Genomic DNA, 22878 nt, shown 5'->3' on the forward strand with positions numbered 1-22878 from the left:
GGGGGTCAGCGGGAGGCCGGGGCGAGGGCGGCCTTGTGGCTGTCGCGGTGCGCGCTCTGCGCCGGTTCGGCGAGGACGCGCAGGCCGTGCGGCTCGCCGACCGTGCCGCAGTCGCTGCACACCACGGCGTAGTTGCGGCGGCCGGCGCATCCGGAGTCGGCGTCGCGGGGCTTGCCGGAGGGCCGGACGGCGTGGGTGCATTCGGTGCCGTCCGGGTGGAGCGGGGTGATCTTCACGCTGATGCGGGCCATGGGCTTCTTCTCCTGGTCGATTTCGGGGAAGGGCAGCTGGTGGAGCGCGGCCGCGCGGGCGCGGGCCCGGGTGGGGCGCGGCGGGGTGGGCGGCTCGGTGCGGACGAGCGTGGTCTCGGGGAGGAGTCCGAGCTGTCCGGCGGCGGCCGCGCGGGCGGCGAGGGTGAGCGAGCGGGTGACCCGGTGGTGTCCGTGATCAATCCGCAGATGGCACAGCTGGCAGGCGGCGAGCAAATTGATCTCTCGCACGTCTTCGGGGGTGTGGTTGAGGTGGGCGGTGGTCAGGCCGACCACGGACCCGGTGTCCGGGTGGGTCTGCTCGTGGACGGCGGGGCAGCGGCCGCCGGGGTGCGTCAGGCCGCAGTGGCCCGTGCACTCGCAGCGGCCGCCCGCCCTCACGAACCGGATCCGCGCGCTGATCTCGTTCCAGTCGCGCGGGTAGCGGTGCAGGTTCTCGGGACGGATGGGCACAGCGGCTCACTCGCCGCCGGCGGCCTGGCGGTGCTCGAAAGCTTCGAGCAGTTCGCCCAGCTCGTTCGGCTCGGGTGCGGTGCCGACCCACGTGCCCCGCTCGGTGAACACCTCCACGCCGGTGGTGTCGGCGTCGAACCAGCAGACGTACGGCCCGTACCGCTCGATGACCGCCGTGGCGGCGGCGGCCGGGTCGGACAGCAGGGGCGCGGTCTCCAGGACGGCGAGGGTGGTGACGATCAGCCACATCGGCTCGTCCGGCGTGCGGGGGAGCCGGAGGTAGCCGGTGACGCGCAGCTGGTCGCCGGGGACGAGCTCGTGGAGCACGGTGTGCGCGAGCTCCGAGTCGGCGACGCTGCAGGGCAGGATCATCTCGTCCGCGCGCTCGTCCGTCGGGGAGACGGTGAGCCGGAATCGGGCCGTCGATCCGTGCAGGTCGCCGGGCACGGTCTCTTCGTCCAGGTACCCGTCCAGGGCTATCGCGTCGGTGTCCACGGGTCAGCCGGCCTTGCGGACCGGCGCCTGGTGGGCGGCGTCGTACGCCTCCAGGACCGTCTTGCGCATCATGCCCGCGTCGGCGACCTGGTGGCCATTGGCGCGCGCCCACGTCCTGATGGCGGCGAGCTCCTCGCGGGTGCGACCGCTGCCCAGGCCCGTACGGATCGGGGTGGGCGCGGTCGCGGCCGCCGTGGTGCGGGTGCCGGCCTTCACGGTGCGCAGCTGCTCCTGCGCCTTCTCCAGTTCGGCCTTGGCCTGGGCGACCTTCTCTTCGGCTTCGCGCTGCGCGGCCTCGCTGTCGCGGCGCTCGGACAGCTCGCAGAGGTCGGCGGTGATGCGGGTGGCGCGGCTGCGGACCGAGGCGGCCGGGTGCGCGGCCGCCCAGGCGAGCAGCTCCTGCACCTCGGTGGAGACGGCGACGGCCAGGGGGATGACGGGGACGTCGATGGCCGGGGAGTCGGCGGCCGTGCGGGGCAGTCCGAGGATCTGGTCGGCGATGAGGTCGCTGAGCTCGCTCTCGCTCAGGCCGGTGGCCTCGCGGATGGCCTGCTGGCTGTCGCCGTTGTTGTGCATGGAGATCGCCATGGCCTCGTGCGCGGACAGGGCCGGGGCGGCGGGGGTGGTGTTCGTCATGGTGGGTGCGTCTCCGGATTCCGGGAGGAGGGGGAGCAGGGCGGTGAGGGTGTCGGGGTCGGTGGGCAGCCCGAGGACGTCCAGGAGCAACCCGAGGTCGTCCTTGTCGCGGGAGGCGCGGGCGGTGACCCGGGCCGCGGCGGCGAGCTGCTGCGCCGGGGACGGTTCCAGGGGCAGCGACTCGGCTTCGAGCGCTTCGGTCCAGTCGGTGAACATCACGCGGCCTTGCCGCTGGCGACCAGTTCCAGCACGTGCCGGTTGGACGCCGCCTGCCGGGGGGTGATGGGTTCCTTCCAGCGGTTGTACGGCGCGGGCCGGGTGGGGATGTCCTCCAGTGCCAGGCGGGCGAGGGCCAGTTCGCGGACGGTAGGCGGCACGACGCGCGCCGCGCGCTGCCGCTGCCTGCGGAGCCGGTCCTGTTCGGCCACCACGCCGACCCAGTCCTCACCGAGCCGCGCCACGAGGTCCTTGCGCAGCTGCGTGCGGTCGCGCTTGGTGGTCGCCGCCCACACCCCCGTCTTGGTCAGGCCGGGGTTGGCCAGCGCCCACTTCAGGCAGTCCTTGACGATCGGGCAGCCGGAGCAGGCGTGCTTGGCCTGGGCGAGTGCCTTCTCGCGGGCGCGGGGTTCCTTGTCGGTGTTGCGGATGTCCTCGAGCTGGAACAGGGCCGGGCTCGTACGGCAGCGCAGGACCTGGTCGGTCTCGGGGAAAGGGATGCGGTCGTCGGCGAGGACGATGGCCGGCTGGTTGGCGACGCCGGTGCGGTTGCCGTTCATGAGGTTCCCTCCGGTGCGCGCAGGTCGGGGAGCTGAAGGCGGACCTGGTCCACGAGGTCCTCGCTGGGCTTCCACGGTCCGAGCGCGCCCGCCGGGATGGGGATGGGGAGGGCGAGCTCCTGGACGTCGGTGAAGACCAGGTGGAAGGGGCTGCCGGGTTCGGCCCACTCGGTGCAGCGCCCGTCGCCGGCGTGGACGTCGGCGAGGCGGGCGACACCGATGACCGCGCTCCGGTCCAGCTGGCGGCCGCGGATCGTGGTGGCGACCAGCGGCAGGCGCAGCGCGGCACGTTCGACGGCGAGTCCGGCGTGCAGGAGGTAGAGCCCCAGCGGCCAGCCCGGGGAGGGCCGGTTCTCGATCGTCTTGTGGCCGGTGAGGAGGCAGGTCGCCCAGGGCTGGCGGACCGTGATGCCCCGGATCCAGTCGATGCGGGTCTGGCTCATGCCGCCGTCACCACCGCGTGGGTGCCGATGCGTCCGATGCGGCGGCCGTTGCTGCTTCCGGCGTTGGCGTGCTCGGACCCGGCCTGGACGGCGACGCCGCCGTGCTTGCCCTGGAACATCGCGACGTCCGCGGCCCGCATCAGCGTCGACCGGTCGCGGGTGCCGATCGCGTCGGGCGTTGCGGCGCCGATGGACACCGCGACGTCGACCAGGCGGCCGTCGTCGACGGTGATGGGCGCGCTCAGCGCCTGCATGAGCTGCTGGAGCAGGAGCGCGCGCCGGTCGGCGGGGACCTGGGCGGCGACGATGAACTCGTCACCGCCGTCTCCTCCGAGCCGTCCCACGATGCCGCGGCTGCCCGCCCACTGGCTGATCCGGGAGGCCGTTTCCGCCAGGACCCGATCGCCCACCGCGTGGCCGAACTGGTCGTTGAACCGCTTGAAGTGGTCGACGTCGCAGACCAGGACCATGGCCTGGTCGCGGTGGCGGTTGATGAACCGCTGCACCCGGGGCTCGAAGGACTCGCGGCGCAGGGCGCCGGTGAGCTTGTCGCGCTGAGCGTGGGCGAGCTGGCGGTGCAGGGTCACCGCGTGGACGGTCCAGCCGGTGAGCGGGACCGCGAGGGTGGTGATGAGGAGCGCGCGTTGCCCGGGACGGGCCTGTACGCGGGCGATGGAGGTCATACTGGGCTCTCCCTCTCGTCTTGTACGGGATGGGTGGCCCGGGGCAGGCGACGGTTTCGACGCCAAGTGCGCCTGCTCCGGGGCGTAGCTACAGCTCGTAGAGCTTCTTGCGGGTCCAGCTGTTCGGGTTGGACCAGCGGCCGGCCTTCGCCGCCGCCCAGTCCAGCTCCCAGCCGTCGCGGACTCCGCGCGCTCCCCAGCCGCCGTCCTGCTGTCCGGGGATCTCGCGTCCGGCCTGCCGCGCGGCGAACGCGGCGTCGTAGACCTGGTGGGCGCGGTTCAGGGCCTCGGTGACCGAGGACGCCTTGCCGGTGAAGACGTGCACTCCGTGCTGCGCCCGGCTGGTGTCGTGTATCGGGACGTCAACCTCGTAGAACTCCAGGTTCGGCATGACGCCCTCTCCTTCCTGTCGCTGGTCGTGGCGGAACACCGCGACCGCCCCGGCCGGTGAGGCCGGGGCGGCACGGAGGAACGCCGCGCTCGGGCGGGACAGGGGTCAGCGGTGCGCGGCCGCCGTCACGATCTCGGCGTGGTCGAACGCGAGGTCGGGGAGTGCGTCCAGGGGCCACCAGCGGGCGGCGGTGGCGTCGTCCCCGGCCGTCGGTTCGACCGGCGCGGGCAGGGTGGCCGTGTAGGCGACGCTGACGTACCGGCCGCGCGGGTCACGGGCGGGGGCGTCGTACGCGCCCACCTGCCGGAGGTCGGCGGCCGGGACGGTGATGCCGGTCTCCTCCTCCAACTCGCGCACGGAGGCGGCCAGGCTGGTCTCTCCCTTGTCTACATGGCCACCCGGCAAAGCCCACCGGTTCTTGAACGGCTCCCAGCCCCGCTCGATCAGCAGGACGTGGCCGGCGGCGAGCAGGACGACGTCGGCGGTGTAGCGGATCGTCTCGTCGGTGGTGTCGGTACTCAAGAGGTGTCTCCTGGTCTCGGAGTGGGCCCCGGCCCGGGTGGGCCGGGGCGGAAGAGCGTCAGGCCGGGACGGGGGCCGGGGTGTCGAGCCCGGCACCGAGCAGCAGGCCGCGGATCGACTGCTCGTACTCGCCGGAGCGGATCCGGTCGAACATGAGCTGACCGGCGACCAGGCAGCGGGCCCGCAGCTGGATCAGGGCGACGGCGTGCGGGTCGGCGCCGGCGGCGGTCGCGGCCTGCGCGGCGGCGTCACCGGCGAGCTGGTTGACCGCCTGGAGGGCGGCCTCTCGCCGGGAGTACTGCGCCCTGCAGAACGCCCAGCCGGTCAGCGCCCGGGTGCGGTCCACCCGCTTCTCCCACGCCGTGTACGTGCGGCGCGTGCCCTCGGGGTCGGCGGCCCACTCGGTGGCCCACTGCCGGGCGAGGTCGGGCAGCTGCGCGAGGGCGGCCAGGGTCTGCGCGCCGCGGTGCCCGAACGCCCGCCAGGCGTCGGTCTCCTCCACGACGCGGATCTGCTGGGACAGCAGCCAGTACGGGTAGTAGTGACCGCCCCAGTTGCCGGTCTCACCGAGCGGCTCCACGATCCAGAGCCGGATCGGCCAGCCCTCCTCGATGCGCTCCAGGATCTCGCCGGGCCGGGTGTACATGTGGAAGTAGCCGAACGGCTTGTCCGTGTACCACTTCTGACCGGGGGTCGGGTGGTCGACGACCTGGCCGACGTGGTCGGCGAGGTTGACGGTCGGGATGCTCTCGCCCTGGGCGCGGTGGTAGCGGGCGAGGTAGTTGTCGGTGGGCGGGACGGTGCCGTCGGGCCGGGTCGCCATGTAGTGGACGACGGGCCGGGCGCTGTGTGCCATGACTTCCTCCGTGTCGGTCAGGAAGGGGTGGGCTGACGTGCCCCCGCACCGTCCCGGCCGGGGTGGCCGGGGCGGCACGGCGGCGCGTCAGGTCACAGGCGCCGGGCGAGCTCCGCGGTGACGCGTTCGGCTTCGGCTCCGTCGGCGAGGATCTGCGCCTGGAACTTGTTGGCCTGCCGCTTGCTGAGCGGGTTGACGTTCATCTCGTGGCGCACCCAGCCGACGCGGTTCTCGCGGGTGCCGGAGCGGATGAGCTGGTCGACCTCGACGAAGCCGCGCAGCAGGCTCAGCTTCAGCTGCTTGGGGTCGCGCATCTTCGGGGCGTTGATCAGCATCCACAGCGCGCCCTTGGGGGCGATCACGGTCGCGACGCGGAAGTCCTTGGGCTTGCCGACGATGGCCTGCTGGACACCGGCGGACTTCCAGACGTTCTCCGGGATGCCCGCCGCTTCGCCCTGCGCCTCGTTGGCGAGGGAGAGCAGCAGGTGGGGCTTGGTCAGGATGATCGTGACCGCGCCCAGCGGGCGGCGTCCGAAGTGGTCGTGGACCAGGTTGCGGACGGTCGGCGCGAATGTGGTGACGCGCTGTTCGGCGGTGCGGGAGACGAACGCGCCATAGCGCAGGACGCTGAGCTGGGAGGGCCTGTTCTTGGTCGCGGGCATGGTCGATGCGGTCCTCTCGGTGGGGGATCACGGGGTGGGCTGATTGGCCACCGCACCGCCCCGGCCGCGAAGGGCCGGGGCGGAACGGGCAGTCCGTCAGACCGCGTGGATGCCGGTGAGGTCGTCGTCCAGGACGTCGTCCTTGTCGGCGTCGGCGGTCGCCGGGACGGCGGGAAGGCCGGCGGCACGGGCGGCGAGGTGGTGGCGGATCTGCTCCATGCCGGTGATGGCCACCGGCTGCTCGCCGTCGCCGGTCAGCAGCGTGAAGTGGTGCTCGCGGCCGTACTTGCCGAGCTCAGCGCGGTGGTGGAGCCACACGCCGGGGGCGAGGTAGAAGGACGCCTCGCCGTCCTCGTAGCCGCGCCACCGGTCCTCGTCCCGCAGGAAGTTGTCGCCCTGGTCGATACGGAAGGCGGCACCGGCGGCGCGGTGGGCGGCGTCGACCTCGGTGGCGGTGGCGACCTGGGCGAGCGCGTCGTCCAGGTTGTCGGCCGGGGCCGGGGCCGACGCGCGGGTGACGTTGAACGGGGTGCGCCGCATCAGCCGGCGCATCGGAGCGAGGACGAGTTCGGCGAGCCCGTCAATGGCGACGGCCCCGACAACGGCGACCGCGCCGGCGAACGCGATGCGGGCTCCGTCCGACCAGGTGACGGGGGCGAGCTGGTAGCCGAGGTAGGCGCCGGCCGCGCCGCCGATCAGCGCGGTGGCCATGCTCGCGCCTTCGATCATCGAGCTGGCGACGGCGTTGGCCGTCTGGCGCAGAGTTGCGGTCATGATGATGGGGCTCCTTCTTCTGTCAGTGCGCTCTGGGAGGGGAGGGGGCGTTGCTCCGGGGCGGCCGGGTTCGATGCCTGCGGCCGCCCCGGGCGCTCAACTGGCCGCGTGGAGCGCGGCGGTGGTGCGGACGGTGTCCGCGAGCAGCACGGTCATCTCGTGGCCGTGGTCGACGGCGTCCTCCAGGCGCTCGATGAGCTCCGGGGGCAGGCCGCGGTTGCGGGCGCCGGTCAGGACGCCCTCGAGGTAGAGGACGTCGGCCAGGACGCGGCCGCGGACGTCCAGGACGCCGGGCTGCACGGCCAGGACGTCGGCGTTCTTCGCGGTGGCGAGGGCCGCGTGGTCGGCGGCCCCGGTGTACGCGGTCTCGGTCTGCTCGGTCAGCAGACCGTCGACGTCGGCGGTGTCGCCGTAGGCGCGGCGCCAGCCGAAGCGGGCGGCGGCGGCTTCCATCAGGGTGCGGCGGGCGAGGGACACGGTGACCTCCGGGGGAGGGCCGGTCGTCCGGTCTCGGCTGACCGGGCGGACACCGCCCGGCCCCACCGGCCGCCACGGTGGCGGTGCGGCGGGACCGTACGGAGAGCGTCCGGTCAGCTCTTGGGGAAGCGCAGGATCGTGAACTCGGTGCCGGTGCCGTAGGTGCGCGGCTTGGCGGTCAGGATCTCCGGCTGGGTGTCCGCGAGGCGCTGCAGTTCCTCCTCGATCCACTCCGTGGAGCGCTGGAGGGCGAGGCGGTCCAGGTGGAAGCTGGTGAGGTAGACCGTGACGTCGTAGTCGGAGCGGCGCTCCGCGTGCAGCCGCCGGCGCACGATCTCGCGGGCGGTGCCGTCGTCGGGACGGGACGGCAGATCCCGGGGCAGCGCCCGGCACTGAGCGGCGTGGGTGTTGGCGATCTCCCCGCCCGCCTGCTCGGAGGAGATGTAGTTGGTGTCGGCCTTGGAGCGGGTGCGGTAGGAGCAGCCCAGGCAGGTCACCGCGTAGTAGGTGCCGTTGACCCCGGCATCGGCGGTGTAGACGAGGACGACGGCACCGGCCAGCCCGAGGAAGCGCTGGGTGACGATCACGCCCTCGGGCTTCCAGGTCTCGCCGATCTCCGGCCACGGCTCGGGGGTGAACTCCGGCGCGGCGGGGGTGCGGGGGCGGAAGAGGGTGAGTGCCATGAGCTACTGCTCCTTCTGGTCGGCTTGGGCGCTGGCGTGGATGCGGGCGAGGGACCGGCGGGCGGCGACGACCACGAACGGCATGGCGAGCGCCCCGGCGAAGCTGGCGACGGTGATGAGGTAGCCGGCGGCCTGGTGGAAGGTGCTCACACCAGCACCCCGATCGCGGCGACGGTCAGCAGGGCGAGCGCGGCAAGGATGACGTCGACCGCCAGGGCCAGGCGCTGGAACTTGCGGGCCGCGAGAGTCGACAGCGCCTTGATGCGGGCAAGGCGGTGATCCTGCTCCATCGCCACCTCGATCTCGTTTTCCTCCAGGCGCGCCCACTGCGGGAAGGTGCCCGGCGCGGCGGCGCCGACGGTGAGGCAGGGCCGGACGACCAGGAGGAGTAAGACGGCCGCGGCGGCGAGGGCGAGGACGGCCACGCCGCCGACGACCTTCGTGAACCCCGGCAGGTCCTTGTCGGCGACGCTGGCCAGACCGGCGAGGACCGCTCCGTCGAAGGCGAGCAGCAGGCTGGCCTTGCTGTCGGTGCGGGCGATCTCACCGGTGACGGCGGCGCAGGCCGCGTCCCGGTTCCGGTCGCCGACGATGGTGAGGGGTGCGGTGGTCACGTGCGACTCCCATCCGGGCCGGGCTGTCCGGCTCCCCGTCACCACCCGGCCCGCAGCGCGGGGCGGGTGGATCAGGCAACCGTCAGACCGGTTCAGGCGGCGCGCTGGAGAGGGAGAGCAACGGCCCGGCACGCCTCCGCGTGCTCCTGCGCCCAGCGCTTGAGCTTCCCGCCCTCGTAGGTGTTCTCCAGGAAGTTGCTGCGGGACTCGGGGGTGTCGTACACCGACTCGCGGGTCTCCTCCTCGCGATAGCCGCAGCCGGAGCAGAGACTGACCAGCTTCAGGTCTACGCACTTGGAGGAGTAGCCGTAGCCGGGTTCCGCGTTGGTGTCCTCGGTGACGAACAGGGTGAGGTCGATGAGCGCGCCGACCAGGTTCTGGTACCGGGCGACGACGCCTTCCGGGTTGGACAGCGGGTGGGGCAGCTTGCCCTTGAGCTGCTCGATCTCCGCGTTCAGCTGCCGGACCTTCTCATCGGCCCGGCGCTCGATGCCGTTCGCCCGCTGCACGGCCGCGTCGATCAGGGCGTTGCTCTGCTGCTGTGTCCGCCGTACCGAGGCCGCGGCTTCGGCGACGCGGGCGTCGGCCTGCTGACCGAGGTCCGTGAGCTCCTGGCGGAAGCGGGCGTCTGCCTGCTCCGCTTTCGCGGTGAGGCTCTTGGTGAGGCGCTGTTCCGCCTCGAGGTCCTTTTCCAGGCGGTCGCACTTGCTCCGGACCATGGGGAACGCGGAGGCGAGGTTGTCCAGCTCGGCGAGCCGGTCCGTGCTGATGATCCGGAGCATGACGACGTCCTTTCAGCGAGCGGGGTGGTTGTGGTTGTGCAGGTGGATCAGCGGGCGAAGGGACAGGCCGCGCAGGGCGAGGAAGCTGCCGATCGTCCAGGCCAGGACCGCGAGCGCGGCGGCGACGGGGCGGCCGGCGGCGGGGGAGGCGTCCCAGACCATGAACACCGAGCAGGCCCCGTGTGCGGTCCAGGTCAGCCGGGCGCCGACGGCGCCGGTGAACCAGGACAGGGCCAGGGAGGCGATGCCGACGCCCTGCCAGATGACGAACGCGCTGGTGGCCGTGAGGGGCAGGCCGACCGTGTGCGCACTCAGGTAGGCGTGGACGGGGTCGGCGACGGTGGCGGTCCACTGCGTGAACCACGCCCAGTCCTGGTGGTGATACCAGTCGATGCCCTTGGGGATGCCCCACTTCAGGACGAGGACCAGGGCAACCAGGCCGACGACGCCGAAGGCGGCGATGGCGCCGGGCGGGATGTCGGCGGCGGCGTTGATCGGCTGCGGGCGGGGCGGGGCCGGCCGCCGGGGCGGCGGGACGCGCTGGCTGTCGGGGATGGTGTCCAGCGGCGGAACGGCGGGGTCGGGCTCGCGGGACTTGTCGGGCTCACTCACCGGTGGTTCTCCTTCGAGGTGGTCGACGGCGTCGCGGACGGGGTGACGCTGTGGGCGGGGCGGTCGGGGCCGTGCTGGTCGTGATCGGCGGCTCCGCTGCTTGCTCCGCACAGCTGCCAGCCGAGGAAGATCCCGACGATCAGCAGGACCTGGTGGCGGTGGGCTCTCCACCAGGTGGGCGGGGCGGGTTCGGTCAGAACGCCGATCACGGCGGGCGGCTTCTTCGCCATCACAGGTGGGCACTCCCAGGCACAGGGGACAGGTCATGTGCGCGGGGCCGGTCTGCCCGGCTCCCCGTCACCACCCGGCCCGCAGCGTGCGGTACGGGTGGATCAGGCAGCCGTCAGGGGTGAACGCTCAGGCTGCGGCGGCCAGTTGACCGACGCTGTGTCGCATGTAGCTGTCGGGTGCGGCCGGGGTGCCGTCGTAGCACTCCAGGCACGATCCGAGGGTGCGTAAAGGGAGGCAGTGGTAGTACCGGCGCGCGCACTTCGGGCAGGTCTGCCGGGCGGCCATCGCCTTGTCGAGGGCGACTTCCATGGCGAAGGTCATCGGCCGTATCGGCTTGGCCTTCTTGATCTCGTACAACCACGCCATGCGCTTGCCGCCCCGGCACTCGATGACCGCGACCGGGTCCTGGCCGCCGGGCCGTAACCGCCGCTCCCGCAGTTGCCGCCTGGTCGCGAGCCCTTTCGGGGCCTGCCTCCAGCGGTGCACGGGCAGGGCCCCGGTGGGGTCGGCGTACATGTCGACGTCCCGGACGGCCGGCGGGGACGCCGGTTCAGCGGCGGCCACGGCCTCGGTTGTGTCCGCGGCCGGTGTGGACCTGGACCTTGGCGCGGCCCCGGGCGTTGACGTTGATCGGTCGGCCGCTGCCGGGCCCGGTGGCGAGCATCTTGATCAGGACGAAGCCGCCCAGGCCGACGGCGGCCAGGATGGCGACCGCCTTGGCGAGCTCCATCAGCGCGGCGGCCAGGAAGTAGACGCCGACTCCGGCGACTCCGACGATGAACGCGACCAGCGCCGCCTTCACCAGGAGCGGGGAGACGTACGCCTGCGGGGCCGGGGCGGGCGGCGCCGTGTAGTACGCGACCGGCTGGCCGTTCGGGCCCGGCATCATCACGACGCCGTCCAGGCCGGCGGTCGACGGGTAGACGACGCTGCCGTGGGGGAGCGGGACGACGTGCTGGCCGTACTGCGGGGCGGGCTGCTGCCCGTACTGGGGCGGCAGCGGCGTCGGGTAGTAGGTGGGCTGGGGCTGCTCGCCGTAAGACGGCATGATGGGGTCTCTCCTCTGCTTGGGGAGCTCGGGCGAATGTCATTTGGCGTGAGATCGTCCGGGGAGGCTTCGGCCTCTTCACCGGCCTCCGGGGGTGCTTGATTCATCCCCGGAGGCCAGTGGAGCCGTCGAAGCGCGGCGGGTACGTCAGTCCGTCAGGTGCCGCCACCGCGTGGGCAGCAGCTCGTCCCGGCGCATCAGGATCGTCGTCGGGTGGCCGGGGCCGGCCTTGGGGAGCAGGGCGACCGGCTCGGTGCCCAGGTGGGTGAAGTCGAACTCGAAGTCCGTGTCCACGGTGTCCTCTTCCTCTTCTTCCGGCCGGTGGGTCATGCCGCACCGACGCTGTCGCTGTCGTCGTCCTCGAAGACGTCCAGGGCGTCGGCGATCACCGACTCCTCGAATCCGTCCTCTTCCGCGAGGCGGCGCTTCGCGGTGCGGACGCGGTCTCCGACCCACGTCTCGCCCTTGCCGTACTGGTTCGCCAGGCGCTCCAGATCCGGCGCGAGACCGGACAGCGAGCACTTCGCGATGTACCGCTCGGCTTCGTCACGCTGCTGCTCGCGCACTTCGCGAGGGACGCGGCCGCCGTTTTCCGAGGCGGTCAGGGCGGGTACCGCGCTGAGCGCGACCCCACTTTCCGAGGCGCGGCCCGAAGAAATCGAGGCGCGGGCGACTGCACTTTCCGAGGTTCCGCGAGTCTTGGCGGCGGCCCGCTCAAGGGCGCGCTGCCGCTTGATCTTCTCGGCTTCCTCCAGGGCGCGGGCTTCGGCCTCAGCCCTGATCCGCTCGGCATCCGCAGCGGCTTCGGCCTCCCGGCGCAGGGCTTCCGCCTGGGCGTCGGCTTCCTTGCGCAGCGCCTCTGCCTGCGCTTCTGCCTTGACGATCTCCGCCTGGCGGGTGGCCTCACGGTCCCGTTCGGCCTGCTCCCGCTCCCACTGCTCGCGGCGGCGGCGGTCCTCGATCTCGGCCTCGGTCTTGCGCCGCGTCGTCTCGATTTCTGCGGTGCGCTCGGTCAGTGCGAGCCGCTCGCGGTCTGCCTCGATTTCTGCGCGGCGGGTCCGGTCGGCCGCCTCGATTTCTGCGGTGCGCCGCTCGTTTTCGAGCCTCGCGATTTCCTCGCGTTCGCGCCGGGCGGCCTCGCGTTCTGCGTCCGCGCGCTTCGCGGCGGCCTCGCGTTCTGCCGCCTCGCGCTTGTCGGCCGCCTCGCGTTCTTCCCTCTCGCGGGCTCGCTTTTCGGCTGCCTCGCGTTCCGCGACCTTCACGCTCTCGAACTGCGCGATGGTCGCGGCCAGTTCACCGCGGCGGCGGGTGGCGTACTTGCGGTAGCCGGTGGCGGCTTCCGCGAGCAGGATCAGCAGGGCCGGGGCGACGGAGTGGAGCAGGATTCCGCCGGCGTCCGGCTTCTGCGGGACGAAGTGGAAGTGGCCGTCCGGGTAGAGCGACGTCCAGCAGTTCATCACCCAGGTGGAAAGGCCGGCGGTCCAGCGCAGCAGGAACGGCCAGCCGCCGGGCTTGTAGTCACCGCCGTGCTCCGCGAGGACACCGTCGACGTACAGGACGGTGATCAGGGCGAGGCTGGCCAGCGGGTCCAGCATCCAGGCGATGTACCAGGGGATCTCGTGGGAGACGCCGAACCGGGTCACATTCACGCAAGTGAAGATCAAAGCGCCGCCCCCGAGGGTGAGCAGCGCCTTGGTGACCATGGCCAGGACCTCGTCCAGCTTGGCGATGGACTTCTTGGCCTTGGCGGCGTCGTCGGCACTGACCGGCGCGGGTGTGCGGGGGGCCCCGGCCGGTGTCGGCCGGGGCACGGACGGGGGACTCATGCTGATTACCTTCCGTAATGTGCGGGGGGAGTGTGCGGCGCACACTGCACAGGGTGCAAACCGGGATCAATCACCTGTGTGCGGGCCTGCACACTGGAAATTCCCTTAGAGAGGGGAGGGGCCGCACAGTGCGGTGTGCGGTGTGCGACCCCTCCCGGGATTGGTGACTCTCAGTTGCCGTTTTCGAGCGGGGAGCGGATCAGGTCGTACGATCCGTAGCCCTCCTCCGACTCGTCCTTGGCGATGACGCCCTCGTCCAGGAGCTGCTTCTTGAGGCGGTTCCACCAGTCGCGGGCGCCCTTCTTGTCGACCCGCATCCACAGGTCGTTGAGCTCCTTGGGCTCGAAGTTGTCTTTGCCTTCGCGCAGCCAGGAATCCAGGCGAGCGAAGATGGCGGCCTTGGTGTCGTCGGGGGAGAGCTTCTCCTGGTCGTCCACCAGGCCCGGCAGCGAGAAGACCGGGGCGTCGTCGGCCGGCGGCTCGATGTCCGTCTCCACGTTCAGGTGGTCGTACGCGCCGGGCTCGGGGTCGGCGGCCAGGATCTGCCGCAGTTCCTCGTCCAAGTCCTCGGTCTCCTTCGCGAGCAGGTCCGGGTCGATCTCCACGTCCTCGTCCTCCTCGTACTCGTCGTCGGCGTCGTACTCGGAGGCCGGGTCCGCCGGGGCGGCGGGTGCGGCCGGCTGCTGGGGGAAGGAGCCGACGCCGTCGGTGTCGCCCTCCAGGAGCGGGGTGGTGTACGTGGTGCGGTTGGTCCACAGCGCGCCGAACGCCTCGGCGGTCGTGGCGTCCATGGGGGTGCGCACGTTCATGCCCGCGGTGACGGCGGCCGCCAGGGTGGGGCGGTCGGCGTTGTAGGTGCGGGCGGTGACCGCCCAGCGGTCTTCCTTGATGCCCATCCCGGCCGCGTACAGGTAGCCGGGCTTCCTGTTCGCCCAGCCGGGGAAGGCGCCGGCGTCGATCGCCTCGGGCGGCAGGACGTACTGGGCTTCCGCGCCGTCGGACAGGCCGTAGGCCATACCGGCGGGGTGGTTGGAGCGCGCCGTGGTGTCCATCTGGTCGTGCGTGGCGCGCTGGATGGAGGAGAGGAACCAGCCGCCGGTGGAGCGCAGGGTGCGCAGCACCTTGCTGTACGCCTCGCCGTCGGCGAAGTCGGCCGCCTCCTCACCGATGATCAGCAGGAAGTTCAGGCCGCAGCCCGGCTTCCACTTCGAGAGGCCCTTGGCCGCCAGGAAGTCGCCACGGGCCTTGATGACCGTGTGCATCTGCTTGAAGAACCGGCGAGCGTCCTTCTCGTTGGTGATCACCATGTCGGCGGCGTGCCGGACGTGCCCGTAGTCCTGCATGAACTTCGAGCAGTTGATGACGATGACGGACACCTCGCGGCGGGTCGACGCCTCGGTCACGATGATCGAGTTGCCGACCGTCTTGCCCGCGCCGTTGACGCCCTGGGCGACGCAGTGCTCCACGTTCTGCCCGCCTTCGACCTCCTGGAAGTCGTTGAGGATGCCGGGCAGGTTGAGCTTGAGCGTCTCGCCGTCCTCGTACCGTCCGAGGCTGATCGGCAGGTCGCCGAACCCGGCGCCGAACGCGGACGGGCCGGGCCAGGCGAACCCGTCCTTGAGGAGGTCGGCGACCTGGACCCGCATGGTGATCAGCGAGGCGTCGTCGTCGTCGACGGTGTGGGTGATGCGGCCCTGTCCGAGCTTGAGCGCGGAGGTCATGGCGGGGATACGGCGGGCGAACTCGTCCGCCGTAGCCCCGTCCTTCGCCTCGACCTTGGCAACGACCGTGCCCTTGCCGTTGGACTTGGCCTCCTGGAGCTCGTGCTTGGCCAGGCCGATCTCGGATTCGAGCTTGGCCCACTTGCCGTCGGCCTTCTCTCCCGCGCCCTTCTTGTGCAGCGCCGACCAGAGGTGGTTGGCGATGCACAGGCCGGACCCGGCGAGCATCCAGGCGCCCATCGTGGCGCCGGACTCCAGGCCCACCACGGTGCCCAGGGTGATCCCGGCCGTGGTGGCGATGGAGTTGACCTGGTGGAGGTAGCGGACGTCCTTCTCGCGCTTGGCCTTGACGTCCATGTGGCTGATCAGCTTGGACAGGGCCGCGCCGGTGCCGGCCAGACCGAGCGCGGCGAGCGCCAGGGAGGCCGGGGTGGTGGCGAGCAGCACGTGGGCGGTCTCAGCGACGATGCAGCCGCCGATGTTGATGCCCCACGGCCCGCCGTAGGTGACCCATACCTTCTTCGAGGACTCCTGCTCCTCTTCGGTACGGGTGTCGATCTTCTTCGCTCGTGCAGAGATACGGCGGGCCATCACGCTGCCTTTCCGCCCTCGCCCGGACGCCCGGCGGCGCCCTTGGGCTTGTCACCGATGGAGAATCCGGGCTTCTTCGCGCCCTTGCCCTCGCGTGCCTTCCGCTCAGCCTCGATCTCGGGCTGGATGAAGTGCTTGACGAAGGAGGCGTACATCTTGATGCCGCTCAGCCCGAGGACCTTCGCAGCGGAGGCACCGCCCTTGAGGTGGGCGGACACCAGCTTCGCGCGGATCTTTGACTGGGCTCCGAAAGTCCACCACTTGCCCTTGTACTGGGCGAGGATGGCGCCGACCATGTCCGCGTCCATGCCGATCCGCATGTGGAGCTCCATGCCGATGGCGCGCAGGATCCGGGCGTACTGGTAGAGGTCGCGGTCCGTGGTGAACTCAATCTTCTCCAGCTGCTGGATGAGCTGGGAGAGGTTCGAGCCGAGCTTCTCGCCGCTGTCGCTGTCGCTCATGTCGGGGTGGGGTTCCTTCCGGTGAGGGGGTCATGCGGGGATCGGGGGCTGTCACCTCCCCGCGGTCCCGCACCGTGCGGTGCGGAGCCACGGGCAAGCGGCAGGAACGTCACTTGCTGGCGGCGGCGTTGTTGTTGGCGTTGGAGATCGCGGTGCCGATGCCGGTGCCGATGCCGTCGATCGCGCTTGCGAGGGGCGACGTCGCCAGGGCGTAGCCGCAGACGAGCGCGGCGATCATGACGCCCGCTCGCATGTCGGAGCGCCAGAACAGCCAGGTGGCGCCACCGGCGAGCAGGAACAGGGGAAGTGCGATCACGAGGTCCTCCAGAGACGGGGAGTCGGGGAAGTGCTCTCCAGCCACGAGGGCCGAACAGAGCTGGGGAAGCGGGGTGCTCCTTCGCTCTCCACCGCCACCGGACCGCGCGGGGCGGGCCGGTGGCGACTGGGCAACGCAGGAAGCGGAGCGGGTCAGCGGGCCAGGAGCACCGCGGCGATGACGATGAACGGGCCGGCCATGCCGAGGAGGTAGAGGAACTTCATGTCTGCCTCCTTCACTTGCCGCCGCGGGCCCGACGAAGGGCCTCTTCGATGATCGGGTCGGTGGGCTGGTCGTTCCGTGTGACGCTGAGGGAGTTCAACAGGGGCCTCCATGCAGGTCCTGGACAGCCCCGGGGGTCCGATCCCTGGGGCTGTCGCCGTTGGTAGAGCCGGTGTCCACCGCGCTCTCCCCCGCACACCGACCGCAGGGCGGTGGCGTACGAGGGGCAGCGCGTGGCTGCAAAACAGGGGGCGCGGCCTCTGCCGCCGCGCTGCTCGCCTTGTGTTCTGAGAGGGAGGACGAGGTTCCCTCAGTCCCGACGCGATCCATCGCCCTGGCTGGGACCAGCTGCCGGGGGTCTGGGAAGAAGGTGTCGCGTCGTTCTTAACGTCGTGGGATGCCGGCCCTCCGTGCTCGCCATCAGTAATGAGCGTCCAGTTGGTACTGCACCGGACCGCCCCCAAGAGGGCGCCTGACGGGTCATCGCACGTGCCGACTGCCACCACCAGAGGTAATGGCGCCGCTCACGACGGGTTTCCACTCACCCCGGCCGGTGTGGTCACGGCCGGTACTGCGGTGGTGGATCACGCTGTTGAGTTCTCAAAGATCGGCCGCTGCCTTACAGAGCCAGGCCCGAGAAGGGCTGGATGTCCGGGCGGATGGTGACGGGAGTCGCGCTTCCGGCTCCCTCATCCGGCGCCGCCCGCGGGGGCGGTTCCGGGTGGGGGAGCCGGGTCCGAAGACCCGGCGGGTGGTGCGGAGGTCAGGCCGCGATCGGCAGGGGCGCCGCGGCGGCCGGCCGTCGCGAGATGTGCAGCTGCGCGGCGTAGGGGAGAAGGACGTCGACCAGGCGCTCACGGACCTGCGCGGCGATGGACGGGTCGGTGGCGGCGATGTCGCGGGCGGCGAGCATGCGGTTCTCGCGGGCCTCGATCGCGGCGAGGGCGGCGGTCATGTCCAGGCCGTCCAGCCGCTCGTGGGGGAGAGGGCCGGCGGCGTACATCTCCAGCGGCGTGCCGAAGGCGACGTCCGCGTCGATGTCGGCGAAGTCGGGGAGCGGCACCTCGACGGCTTCCAGGAGGGCGAGGGTCTCAGCGTCGAAGGTCTCGGTGGCGAGGCTGGCGGCGGGACGGCGGGTGGTGTTCATGGGGTGGTGCTCCCTTCGGTAGGAGCCCGCACAGAAGCGGGTCAGGGGCGTTTGAGCAGGCCAAATAAGCGCCTTCTGGCGGTCCATCCCTTGCGGGGCGGAACACTTAGGACAGTAGTAGCACTGCGAGTGCGAGTCAACACTGAGATTGCGACCTAGCACCCTGGCTTTAGGTGTGAGAATGTGTGCATGCTTACGCGACGTGGAGAGGACGACTTCGTGACCAGCGGATACGCACTCGTGGTGCGCTTCACCCTCCGAGACAGCTCGGCAGCCCGGCAGTTCGACGACCTGGTCGCCCTGACCATCGAGGGCATCAGGACCGAGGCCGGCACGCTCGTCTACTCGGTGCACACCCCGGTGGACGAGCCCCTGGTGCGGGTCTTCTACGAGCTGTACGCCGACCGCGATGCGTTCCAGGCTCACGAGGATCAGGCCCACACCCAGCGCTTTCTCGCGGCCCGGGAGGAACTCCTGAGCAACGTCGAAGTGACGTTCCTCAACGAGCTGGAGGCTCTGAGCAAGCGCCCCGGAACGGAGCAGGCGTGAAGCCGAGCGGCAAGGACGTCGATCCGCAGGATCGGGCCTTCGGGCAGCGCGTCCAGAGATTCCGGAAGGAACGCGGACGCACACAAGCCGAGTTCGCGGCAGCGCTTGGGAAGACCAGCAGCTGGCTTTCCCAGGTCGAACGCGGTGTGCAGCCGGTCCAGCGAATGGACTTGCTCCAGCAGATCGCGGACGAGCTGGGCGTGTCCGTCCAGCAGCTGCGTCCCGGCGTTCCGGCAGACGGGTCATCACAGGCACCCACCGCCCAGTCGCTCTCCAACGATCTGGACGAGACCCGCCGACTGCTGTCCGGCCACCCGGCGCTTCAGACCCTGCTGGCCGGCGCGGACGACTCCGGACCGACGCGGGCCCTTGACCTTCTGCAGGGCGACGTCGACGACCTCTGGGACCTGACCCACGCCGGTCACCTGGCGCAGGTCAGCACCCTTGCGGTGCAGCTGCTCCCTGAACTGGAGCGCACGGTCCGGACCGATCCCGGCGAGCACCAGGGCGAGCTGTACCTGCTGCTGTCGCGGGCCTACCAGGCCCTGTCCGCGGCGTTCGTGCGACAGGACGAGGCAGATGCCGCCTGGGTAGCCGCCGACCGCGCGGTCCTCGCAGCCGAGCGGTCCGGCGACCCTCTGCACGTCTGCGCCAGCGTGTTCCGCATGGTGCAGGCGTTCGTCCGTCTGCGCAGCCTCGGGCAGGCCGAACACGCCGCCCAGACCGCGATCAACGCTCTGGGAGAGCAGAGCAGCCAGTCGCCGGAGTCCTTGTCCGTCCTCGGCTCCCTCCACCTGGCCCTGGCGCTCGTTCGCGCCCGTGCCAGTGCGCGAACCGAAGCCAAGGAGGAGATCGCCAAGGCCCGCGCCATCGCGGCGCAGCTCGGTGAGAACCGCAACGACTTCAATCTGGAGTTCGGTCCGGTCAATGTCGAGATCCAGGCGGTCAGCACCGCTGTGGATCTGGGCGACGCTGGCGAGGCGCTGGACATCGGCCTCGCCATCGACGCCACCGAACTCTCGCCCGAGCGCCAGGGCCGACTCCTGATGGACCTGGGTCGTGCTCACGCCCAGAGGCGCCACGGCGGCGAGGCTCTCCGCTGCCTGCTGGACGCTGAGACCATCGCCCCCGAGATCATCCAGACCCACCAGGCCGCCCGCGCAGCCATCCGAGAGCTCGTCTTGGTGGCAGGACCGAACGCACCGCGTGAGCTGCTGGAACTCGCCGAAAGGGCGGATGCCCTGGACTAGTTCGAATCCGCTGGAGTGGTCGATAGCCACTGGTCTGCACCCCCTGCCAACCGCGTCGTTGTGTGGGGGCAATCACACCGGCGGCGGCGGAGATGGAACATCACAGAGGCTTGTCGAAGCCCGTGCACACTTCCGTTCACGGGTTTTCAACATCCACGTACACATGGGATTTGGGGCCCGAGCTCTAGGCTCGCGCCCATGACGATGACGGAGGGGCAGAGGGTGGGGAAGCAGCGAGCAGGGTGGAGGCCGGACCGGCTCCGGGAGCAGCGGGAGGCTCATGGCCTGACCCTGGAGAAGGCGGGCGAACGCCTCCGGGCGGTTGCCGAGCAGGCCAAGCTCAAGGGCATCCCCGCCGCGAATCCTCAGACCTTGTGGCAGCACGAACAGGGCGAGGTCTTCCCTGGTCCCCACTACCGGCGGGCCTACTGCCTCCTCTACCGGGCCACCGAGCCCGACTTGGGGTTCCGCACCGCCTTGCCCGGTGAGGAGTCCTCCTTCAAGCTCACGCCGCTGGACGACCGTCTTAACGGATCCCACGTTTTGGCTGTTGAGCGCGCTATTCATCGCATCGCACCGGGCTCCGATGAGGCCGACCACTTCGACTTGCAGCAGCGGATCATCGACGCGTGGAAGCGCCGGCACACGGGCGGCGACCCTCACCGCCCCGTGCTCATCTTGGTGGGTGGATTCGCTGGCAGCGGCAAGACGGAGCTCGCCCGCTTCTTCGTTCAGCTCACCGGCTGGCCCCTGCTCGACAAGGACCCGCTCACCCGCCCGTTGGTAGAACGCCTCTTGGTCGCACTGGGCGGAGACGCGAACGATAGGCACACCGACCTCTACCGCGAACAGGTCCGGCCGGTGGAGTACGACTGCCTGATGCAGTCGGCCATGGCCAACATCAAGTGCGGCATCTCCACGGTGCTCACCGCGCCGTTCATTGCCGAGATGACCGACCCGGCCTGGATGCAGCGCCTGACCAACCGAGCGAACGCGATGGGAGTCGACGTCTTCCCCGTGTGGGTGCGCTGCGACGAAGAGTCGATGCGCGAGTACATCGGATTCCGCTCCGCGGCCCGGGACGCGTGGAAGCTGGCGCGGTGGGACGAGTACATGGCGACGATCGACCTGGAGCTACGCCCGGCGGTCCCGCACCTGGTGGTGGACAACCGGCTGGGGACCGCGGTGACGCTCGCGGACCAGGCCCGGCAGGCGATGGGGGCGATGAACGCGTGAACCCGAAGCAGGGCGTGATCCTGTACGGCCCGCCAGCCTCGGGCAAGGACACCGTCACTGCCGCGCTCAGCGAACTCGACTCCAGGTACGCCCAGTTCGCACGGCTCAAGGTGGGGACGGGCAAGTCGGCCGGCTATCGGATGGGCACGGCGGAACAGCTGCGCGAGCTCGAGGCCGCGGGCGACGTGGTCTACGCGAACGCCCGGTACGGCAACACGTACGCGATCGACCGGCCCGGCGTCGACGCGGCGTTCGCGGCTGGGGTGCCCGTGGTGCACCTCGGGCAGGTCGATGGCATTCGCGCGCTGGTCGACGGCTACCCGGCCGACTGGACAGTGGTGCTGCTGTGGTGCCCGCGCGAGGTGACCGAGCAGCGATCGGCTGGGCGCGGCGACGGCGACACCGCGGCGCGCCTAGTGGCTTGGGACGCGACCCGCGAGGACCTGGATGCGCACACGGGCCTGGTCTGGGACCTGACGGTGGACACCACGGCGGCGGCCCCGCAGGACGCAGCGGTACTCATCGACAAGCTGCTGGCGCAGCGGGCGGGAAGGGCGACGGCATGAGCGCGGGCTACGGCTGGGCAAGTCGGTCCAGGGCGTCGGTGAGCGTGAGCTCGCTGTCGTCCTTGGCGTCGTGCCACCGTGCCAGCGTGGTCGCGGCCGCGCGCAGCATCTCCGGTGGAAGGCCGGCGGCCGCGAGCGCGTCGGCAGCTTCCTCCAGCTCCGGGCCCCAGCGCCAGGCGCGTGCCGCGGTCTTGGCGATGTACTGCGGCTCGGAGAGGTACGAGTCGGTGCGCTTCGAGGCGACCTCGATGAGCTCCTGGTCGACGCCGTGCTCGCGCGCCATCCCGACCGCGAGCGCCACCAGCACCCGCGAGGTCTTCTGGAACGCGGCGTACGACAGCTTCAGCGCGGATGCCTTCCCCACGTCCGTGCCCAGCACGGCGGCCTGGACGGCGGTGCCCGCGAACAGCGCCTCGATGCGGGCGGTCGCGTCAGCAGGCCCGGACAGGTACAGGGCCGGCGTCTTGCCGCCGACCGGCGGGGAGCCGACGACGCCGCCGTCCACGACGGTCGCGGCCGGTGCGAGCAGGGCGGCGATCCGCTGCGTCCGCACGGGGTTGATGGCGTTCGCCTCCACGTACAGCCCGGCGAAGCGGTGCCCGGCGACGTCGCGGGCCAGGTCCTCGGCAGCGGCCGGCGGGCAGAGGCTGATGACGATGTCGCTGCGGTCCAGCAGTTCGGCCAGCGTGGCCACGGGCATCAGCCCGAATTCGGCGGCGCGTTCCATGGACGCGGCGCTGCGCCCGGTCTCGCACCACAGGACCGCGGCCGCGTTGGTCGCGGCGCAGGCGGCAACGGCGGCGCCCATGCTGCCGGGGTGGAGGATGCCGACGGTCGGCTGGTCCACGGTGCTACTCCCAGGTTTCGTTGAGCAGGATGGTGATGGCGTCGGTGACGTCGTCGACGACGTGGTGAGCGGCGGCGAGTCCATCGGGCCAGGGGCGTCCGCGCAGCCAGATGGTGCGCAGGCCGGCCTGGTGTCCGCCGCCGATGTCTCCGGCCGGGTTGTCGCCGATCATCCAGCCGCCGTCCGTGAGGCTGATGCCGCACCGGGTGGCCGCGAGTTCGAAGAGGCGCCGGTCTGGCTTGCGGATCTCCAGGTCGCCCGAGGCTGCAACGCCGTCTACCAGGGAGGCGAGGCCGGTCGCGGCGAGTTTGGCGCGCTGGATGTCGCTGGCCCCGTTGGTGATGATGCCGATCGTCCAGGCGGCCGCGCGCAGGCGGGCCAGGCCCTCGAGGACCTCGGGGCGGCAGGTGACGGCGGCCGACATGAGGTCGACGTACTCCTGCCACAGGTCCGCGGCCGATGCCTCCAGGCCGAAGGCGTCCCGCAGCCGGGCAAAGTCGTTGGCGGTCGCGCGGTCGGCCAGCTCGATGCGCAGCCACTGTTCGGCATCTGGGGTGAGGCCACGGGAGCGGCACAGGCGCATCAACGCGTCGCTGAGCGCCGACTGCCGGTCGGCCAGCGTGCCGTCCAGATCGAAAAGCGCGAGTCGGTGCACGGTCCCGGACCCTACCGGGCGTCGGGTGCAGCGCCGTTCACGACAGCAGCGGACCCCCGCCGAGCAATAAATGGTGTATGTTTC

At 71.1% G+C, this 22878-nt stretch carries 32 protein-coding genes; 4 read left to right on the forward strand and 28 right to left on the reverse strand.

All coding sequences use genetic code 11. The features are described 5' to 3' along the window. Window positions 1–5: 5 nt before the first annotated feature. The 26 genes from OIU81_RS41860 to OIU81_RS41985 form a co-directional block, all read right to left on the reverse strand. Entirely contained in the window at window positions 6–722 is a 717-nt protein-coding gene (locus OIU81_RS41860; protein WP_329156396.1) for a hypothetical protein, read from the reverse strand. A gap of 6 nt (window positions 723–728) precedes the next feature. Further along, window positions 729–1217: a hypothetical protein gene (locus OIU81_RS41865; RefSeq protein ID WP_329156394.1), complete on the reverse strand. Its 489-nt coding sequence runs from the start codon at window positions 1215–1217 to the stop codon at window positions 729–731. A 3-nt stretch (window positions 1218–1220) separates the two neighbouring features. Beyond that, window positions 1221–2069, reverse strand: coding sequence for an Lsr2 family DNA-binding protein (locus OIU81_RS41870; RefSeq protein ID WP_329156392.1), 849 nt, complete (start codon window positions 2067–2069; stop codon window positions 1221–1223). After that, window positions 2069–2629 carry a WhiB family transcriptional regulator gene (locus OIU81_RS41875; protein ID WP_329156390.1) on the reverse strand — a complete coding sequence of 187 codons (561 nt, stop codon included), beginning with the start codon at window positions 2627–2629 and terminating at the stop codon, window positions 2069–2071. The genes OIU81_RS41870 and OIU81_RS41875 overlap by 1 nt, the downstream gene beginning before the upstream one ends. Beyond that, complete coding sequence (locus OIU81_RS41880) at window positions 2626–3072, reverse strand: hypothetical protein (protein WP_329156389.1); 447 nt, start codon at window positions 3070–3072, stop codon at window positions 2626–2628. Before OIU81_RS41880 ends, OIU81_RS41875 begins: the two co-directional genes overlap by 4 nt. Continuing rightward, window positions 3069–3755 carry a GGDEF domain-containing protein gene (locus tag OIU81_RS41885; RefSeq protein ID WP_329156387.1) on the reverse strand — a complete coding sequence of 229 codons (687 nt, stop codon included), beginning with the start codon at window positions 3753–3755 and terminating at the stop codon, window positions 3069–3071. Before OIU81_RS41885 ends, OIU81_RS41880 begins: the two co-directional genes overlap by 4 nt. A gap of 88 nt (window positions 3756–3843) precedes the next feature. Next, window positions 3844–4146, reverse strand: a complete 303-nt coding sequence (locus OIU81_RS41890; RefSeq protein WP_329156386.1) for a hypothetical protein — start codon at window positions 4144–4146, stop codon at window positions 3844–3846. Between the two features lie 105 nt (window positions 4147–4251). Then, on the reverse strand, window positions 4252–4668 hold the full coding sequence (locus OIU81_RS41895) for an NUDIX hydrolase (RefSeq protein WP_329156384.1): 417 nt from the start codon (window positions 4666–4668) through the stop codon (window positions 4252–4254). A 58-nt stretch (window positions 4669–4726) separates the two neighbouring features. Then, window positions 4727–5524 (reverse strand): hypothetical protein, encoded by a 798-nt coding sequence (locus tag OIU81_RS41900; protein ID WP_329156382.1) that lies wholly within the window; start codon window positions 5522–5524, stop codon window positions 4727–4729. A 92-nt stretch (window positions 5525–5616) separates the two neighbouring features. Next, window positions 5617–6186 (reverse strand): hypothetical protein, encoded by a 570-nt coding sequence (locus OIU81_RS41905; protein WP_329156380.1) that lies wholly within the window; start codon window positions 6184–6186, stop codon window positions 5617–5619. Window positions 6187–6282: 96 nt separating this feature from the next. Further along, entirely contained in the window at window positions 6283–6960 is a 678-nt protein-coding gene (locus OIU81_RS41910) for a hypothetical protein (protein WP_329156378.1), read from the reverse strand. Window positions 6961–7056: 96 nt separating this feature from the next. Next, complete coding sequence (locus tag OIU81_RS41915; protein WP_329156376.1) at window positions 7057–7437, reverse strand: hypothetical protein; 381 nt, start codon at window positions 7435–7437, stop codon at window positions 7057–7059. Window positions 7438–7550: 113 nt separating this feature from the next. Beyond that, window positions 7551–8120, reverse strand: coding sequence for a hypothetical protein (locus OIU81_RS41920; protein WP_329156375.1), 570 nt, complete (start codon window positions 8118–8120; stop codon window positions 7551–7553). A 3-nt stretch (window positions 8121–8123) separates the two neighbouring features. Beyond that, complete coding sequence (locus tag OIU81_RS41925; protein WP_329156373.1) at window positions 8124–8270, reverse strand: hypothetical protein; 147 nt, start codon at window positions 8268–8270, stop codon at window positions 8124–8126. Next, a complete protein-coding gene (locus OIU81_RS41930; RefSeq protein WP_329156371.1) occupies window positions 8267–8734 on the reverse strand; it encodes a Pycsar system effector family protein in 468 nt (155 codons plus the stop codon). The genes OIU81_RS41925 and OIU81_RS41930 overlap by 4 nt, the downstream gene beginning before the upstream one ends. A 92-nt stretch (window positions 8735–8826) precedes the next feature. After that, window positions 8827–9516, reverse strand: a complete 690-nt coding sequence (locus OIU81_RS41935; protein WP_329156369.1) for a hypothetical protein — start codon at window positions 9514–9516, stop codon at window positions 8827–8829. A gap of 12 nt (window positions 9517–9528) precedes the next feature. Beyond that, window positions 9529–10128: a hypothetical protein gene (locus OIU81_RS41940; RefSeq protein ID WP_329156367.1), complete on the reverse strand. Its 600-nt coding sequence runs from the start codon at window positions 10126–10128 to the stop codon at window positions 9529–9531. After that, entirely contained in the window at window positions 10125–10358 is a 234-nt protein-coding gene (locus tag OIU81_RS41945; RefSeq protein ID WP_329156365.1) for a hypothetical protein, read from the reverse strand. The genes OIU81_RS41940 and OIU81_RS41945 overlap by 4 nt, the downstream gene beginning before the upstream one ends. A 127-nt stretch (window positions 10359–10485) precedes the next feature. Next, window positions 10486–10923: an RRQRL motif-containing zinc-binding protein gene (locus tag OIU81_RS41950; protein WP_329156363.1), complete on the reverse strand. Its 438-nt coding sequence runs from the start codon at window positions 10921–10923 to the stop codon at window positions 10486–10488. Further along, entirely contained in the window at window positions 10910–11407 is a 498-nt protein-coding gene (locus OIU81_RS41955) for a hypothetical protein (protein WP_329156362.1), read from the reverse strand. The genes OIU81_RS41950 and OIU81_RS41955 overlap by 14 nt, the downstream gene beginning before the upstream one ends. Window positions 11408–11554: 147 nt before the next feature. Further along, complete coding sequence (locus tag OIU81_RS41960; RefSeq protein ID WP_329156361.1) at window positions 11555–11737, reverse strand: hypothetical protein; 183 nt, start codon at window positions 11735–11737, stop codon at window positions 11555–11557. Beyond that, window positions 11734–13233, reverse strand: coding sequence for a hypothetical protein (locus tag OIU81_RS41965; RefSeq protein ID WP_329156360.1), 1500 nt, complete (start codon window positions 13231–13233; stop codon window positions 11734–11736). The genes OIU81_RS41960 and OIU81_RS41965 overlap by 4 nt, the downstream gene beginning before the upstream one ends. 170 nt (window positions 13234–13403) lie before the next feature. Continuing rightward, window positions 13404–15545 (reverse strand): hypothetical protein, encoded by a 2142-nt coding sequence (locus OIU81_RS41970; protein WP_329156358.1) that lies wholly within the window; start codon window positions 15543–15545, stop codon window positions 13404–13406. After that, window positions 15545–16006 carry a hypothetical protein gene (locus OIU81_RS41975; protein WP_329156356.1) on the reverse strand — a complete coding sequence of 154 codons (462 nt, stop codon included), beginning with the start codon at window positions 16004–16006 and terminating at the stop codon, window positions 15545–15547. Before OIU81_RS41975 ends, OIU81_RS41970 begins: the two co-directional genes overlap by 1 nt. A gap of 109 nt (window positions 16007–16115) precedes the next feature. Continuing rightward, window positions 16116–16322, reverse strand: a complete 207-nt coding sequence (locus tag OIU81_RS41980; RefSeq protein WP_329156355.1) for a hypothetical protein — start codon at window positions 16320–16322, stop codon at window positions 16116–16118. A 985-nt stretch (window positions 16323–17307) separates the two neighbouring features. After that, on the reverse strand, window positions 17308–17691 hold the full coding sequence (locus tag OIU81_RS41985; protein WP_329156354.1) for a hypothetical protein: 384 nt from the start codon (window positions 17689–17691) through the stop codon (window positions 17308–17310). 189 nt (window positions 17692–17880) lie between these two features. Between OIU81_RS41985 and OIU81_RS41990 the strand changes: the two genes are divergently transcribed. The 4 genes from OIU81_RS41990 (at window position 17881) to OIU81_RS42005 (ending at window position 21292) form a co-directional block, all read left to right on the forward strand. Then, window positions 17881–18240, forward strand: a complete 360-nt coding sequence (locus tag OIU81_RS41990; RefSeq protein ID WP_329156351.1) for a putative quinol monooxygenase — start codon at window positions 17881–17883, stop codon at window positions 18238–18240. Then, entirely contained in the window at window positions 18237–19490 is a 1254-nt protein-coding gene (locus OIU81_RS41995; RefSeq protein WP_329156350.1) for a helix-turn-helix domain-containing protein, read from the forward strand. Before OIU81_RS41990 ends, OIU81_RS41995 begins: the two co-directional genes overlap by 4 nt. A 198-nt stretch (window positions 19491–19688) precedes the next feature. Next, the gene (locus tag OIU81_RS42000) at window positions 19689–20726 is read left to right on the forward strand and encodes an AAA family ATPase (RefSeq protein ID WP_329156347.1); all 1038 of its coding nucleotides are present in this window, start codon (window positions 19689–19691) and stop codon (window positions 20724–20726) included. Beyond that, complete coding sequence (locus tag OIU81_RS42005; protein ID WP_329156346.1) at window positions 20723–21292, forward strand: phosphotransferase-like protein; 570 nt, start codon at window positions 20723–20725, stop codon at window positions 21290–21292. The genes OIU81_RS42000 and OIU81_RS42005 overlap by 4 nt, the downstream gene beginning before the upstream one ends. A 7-nt stretch (window positions 21293–21299) precedes the next feature. On the opposite strand, the gene OIU81_RS42010 is transcribed toward OIU81_RS42005, so the two are convergent. Next, entirely contained in the window at window positions 21300–22139 is an 840-nt protein-coding gene (locus OIU81_RS42010) for a DUF1932 domain-containing protein (RefSeq protein ID WP_329156345.1), read from the reverse strand. A gap of 4 nt (window positions 22140–22143) precedes the next feature. Continuing rightward, complete coding sequence (locus OIU81_RS42015; protein ID WP_329156344.1) at window positions 22144–22794, reverse strand: HAD family hydrolase; 651 nt, start codon at window positions 22792–22794, stop codon at window positions 22144–22146. Between the last annotated feature and the right edge of the window lie 84 nt (window positions 22795–22878).

Source organism: Streptomyces sp. NBC_01454 (assembly GCF_036227565.1).
In the GTDB taxonomy this organism is placed as follows: Bacteria; Actinomycetota; Actinomycetes; order Streptomycetales; family Streptomycetaceae; genus Streptomyces.

Coding starts and splice junctions, on each gene's coding strand:
- OIU81_RS41870 (WP_329156392.1), bottom strand. CDS start 2,069: ATGTTCACCGACTGGACCGAAGCGCTCGAAGCCGAGTCGCTGCCCCTG.
- OIU81_RS41875 (WP_329156390.1), bottom strand. CDS start 2,629: ATGAACGGCAACCGCACCGGCGTCGCCAACCAGCCGGCCATCGTCCTC.
- OIU81_RS41880 (WP_329156389.1), bottom strand. CDS start 3,072: ATGAGCCAGACCCGCATCGACTGGATCCGGGGCATCACGGTCCGCCAG.
- OIU81_RS41885 (WP_329156387.1), bottom strand. CDS start 3,755: ATGACCTCCATCGCCCGCGTACAGGCCCGTCCCGGGCAACGCGCGCTC.
- OIU81_RS41890 (WP_329156386.1), bottom strand. CDS start 4,146: ATGCCGAACCTGGAGTTCTACGAGGTTGACGTCCCGATACACGACACC.
- OIU81_RS41900 (WP_329156382.1), bottom strand. CDS start 5,524: ATGGCACACAGCGCCCGGCCCGTCGTCCACTACATGGCGACCCGGCCC.
- OIU81_RS41905 (WP_329156380.1), bottom strand. CDS start 6,186: ATGCCCGCGACCAAGAACAGGCCCTCCCAGCTCAGCGTCCTGCGCTAT.
- OIU81_RS41910 (WP_329156378.1), bottom strand. CDS start 6,960: ATGACCGCAACTCTGCGCCAGACGGCCAACGCCGTCGCCAGCTCGATG.
- OIU81_RS41920 (WP_329156375.1), bottom strand. CDS start 8,120: ATGGCACTCACCCTCTTCCGCCCCCGCACCCCCGCCGCGCCGGAGTTC.
- OIU81_RS41935 (WP_329156369.1), bottom strand. CDS start 9,516: ATGCTCCGGATCATCAGCACGGACCGGCTCGCCGAGCTGGACAACCTC.
- OIU81_RS41945 (WP_329156365.1), bottom strand. CDS start 10,358: ATGGCGAAGAAGCCGCCCGCCGTGATCGGCGTTCTGACCGAACCCGCC.
- OIU81_RS41955 (WP_329156362.1), bottom strand. CDS start 11,407: ATGCCGTCTTACGGCGAGCAGCCCCAGCCCACCTACTACCCGACGCCG.
- OIU81_RS41960 (WP_329156361.1), bottom strand. CDS start 11,737: ATGACCCACCGGCCGGAAGAAGAGGAAGAGGACACCGTGGACACGGAC.
- OIU81_RS41965 (WP_329156360.1), bottom strand. CDS start 13,233: ATGAGTCCCCCGTCCGTGCCCCGGCCGACACCGGCCGGGGCCCCCCGC.
- OIU81_RS41970 (WP_329156358.1), bottom strand. CDS start 15,545: ATGGCCCGCCGTATCTCTGCACGAGCGAAGAAGATCGACACCCGTACC.
- OIU81_RS41975 (WP_329156356.1), bottom strand. CDS start 16,006: ATGAGCGACAGCGACAGCGGCGAGAAGCTCGGCTCGAACCTCTCCCAG.
- OIU81_RS41985 (WP_329156354.1), bottom strand. CDS start 17,691: ATGAACACCACCCGCCGTCCCGCCGCCAGCCTCGCCACCGAGACCTTC.
- OIU81_RS41990 (WP_329156351.1), top strand. CDS start 17,881: ATGCTTACGCGACGTGGAGAGGACGACTTCGTGACCAGCGGATACGCA.
- OIU81_RS42000 (WP_329156347.1), top strand. CDS start 19,689: ATGACGATGACGGAGGGGCAGAGGGTGGGGAAGCAGCGAGCAGGGTGG.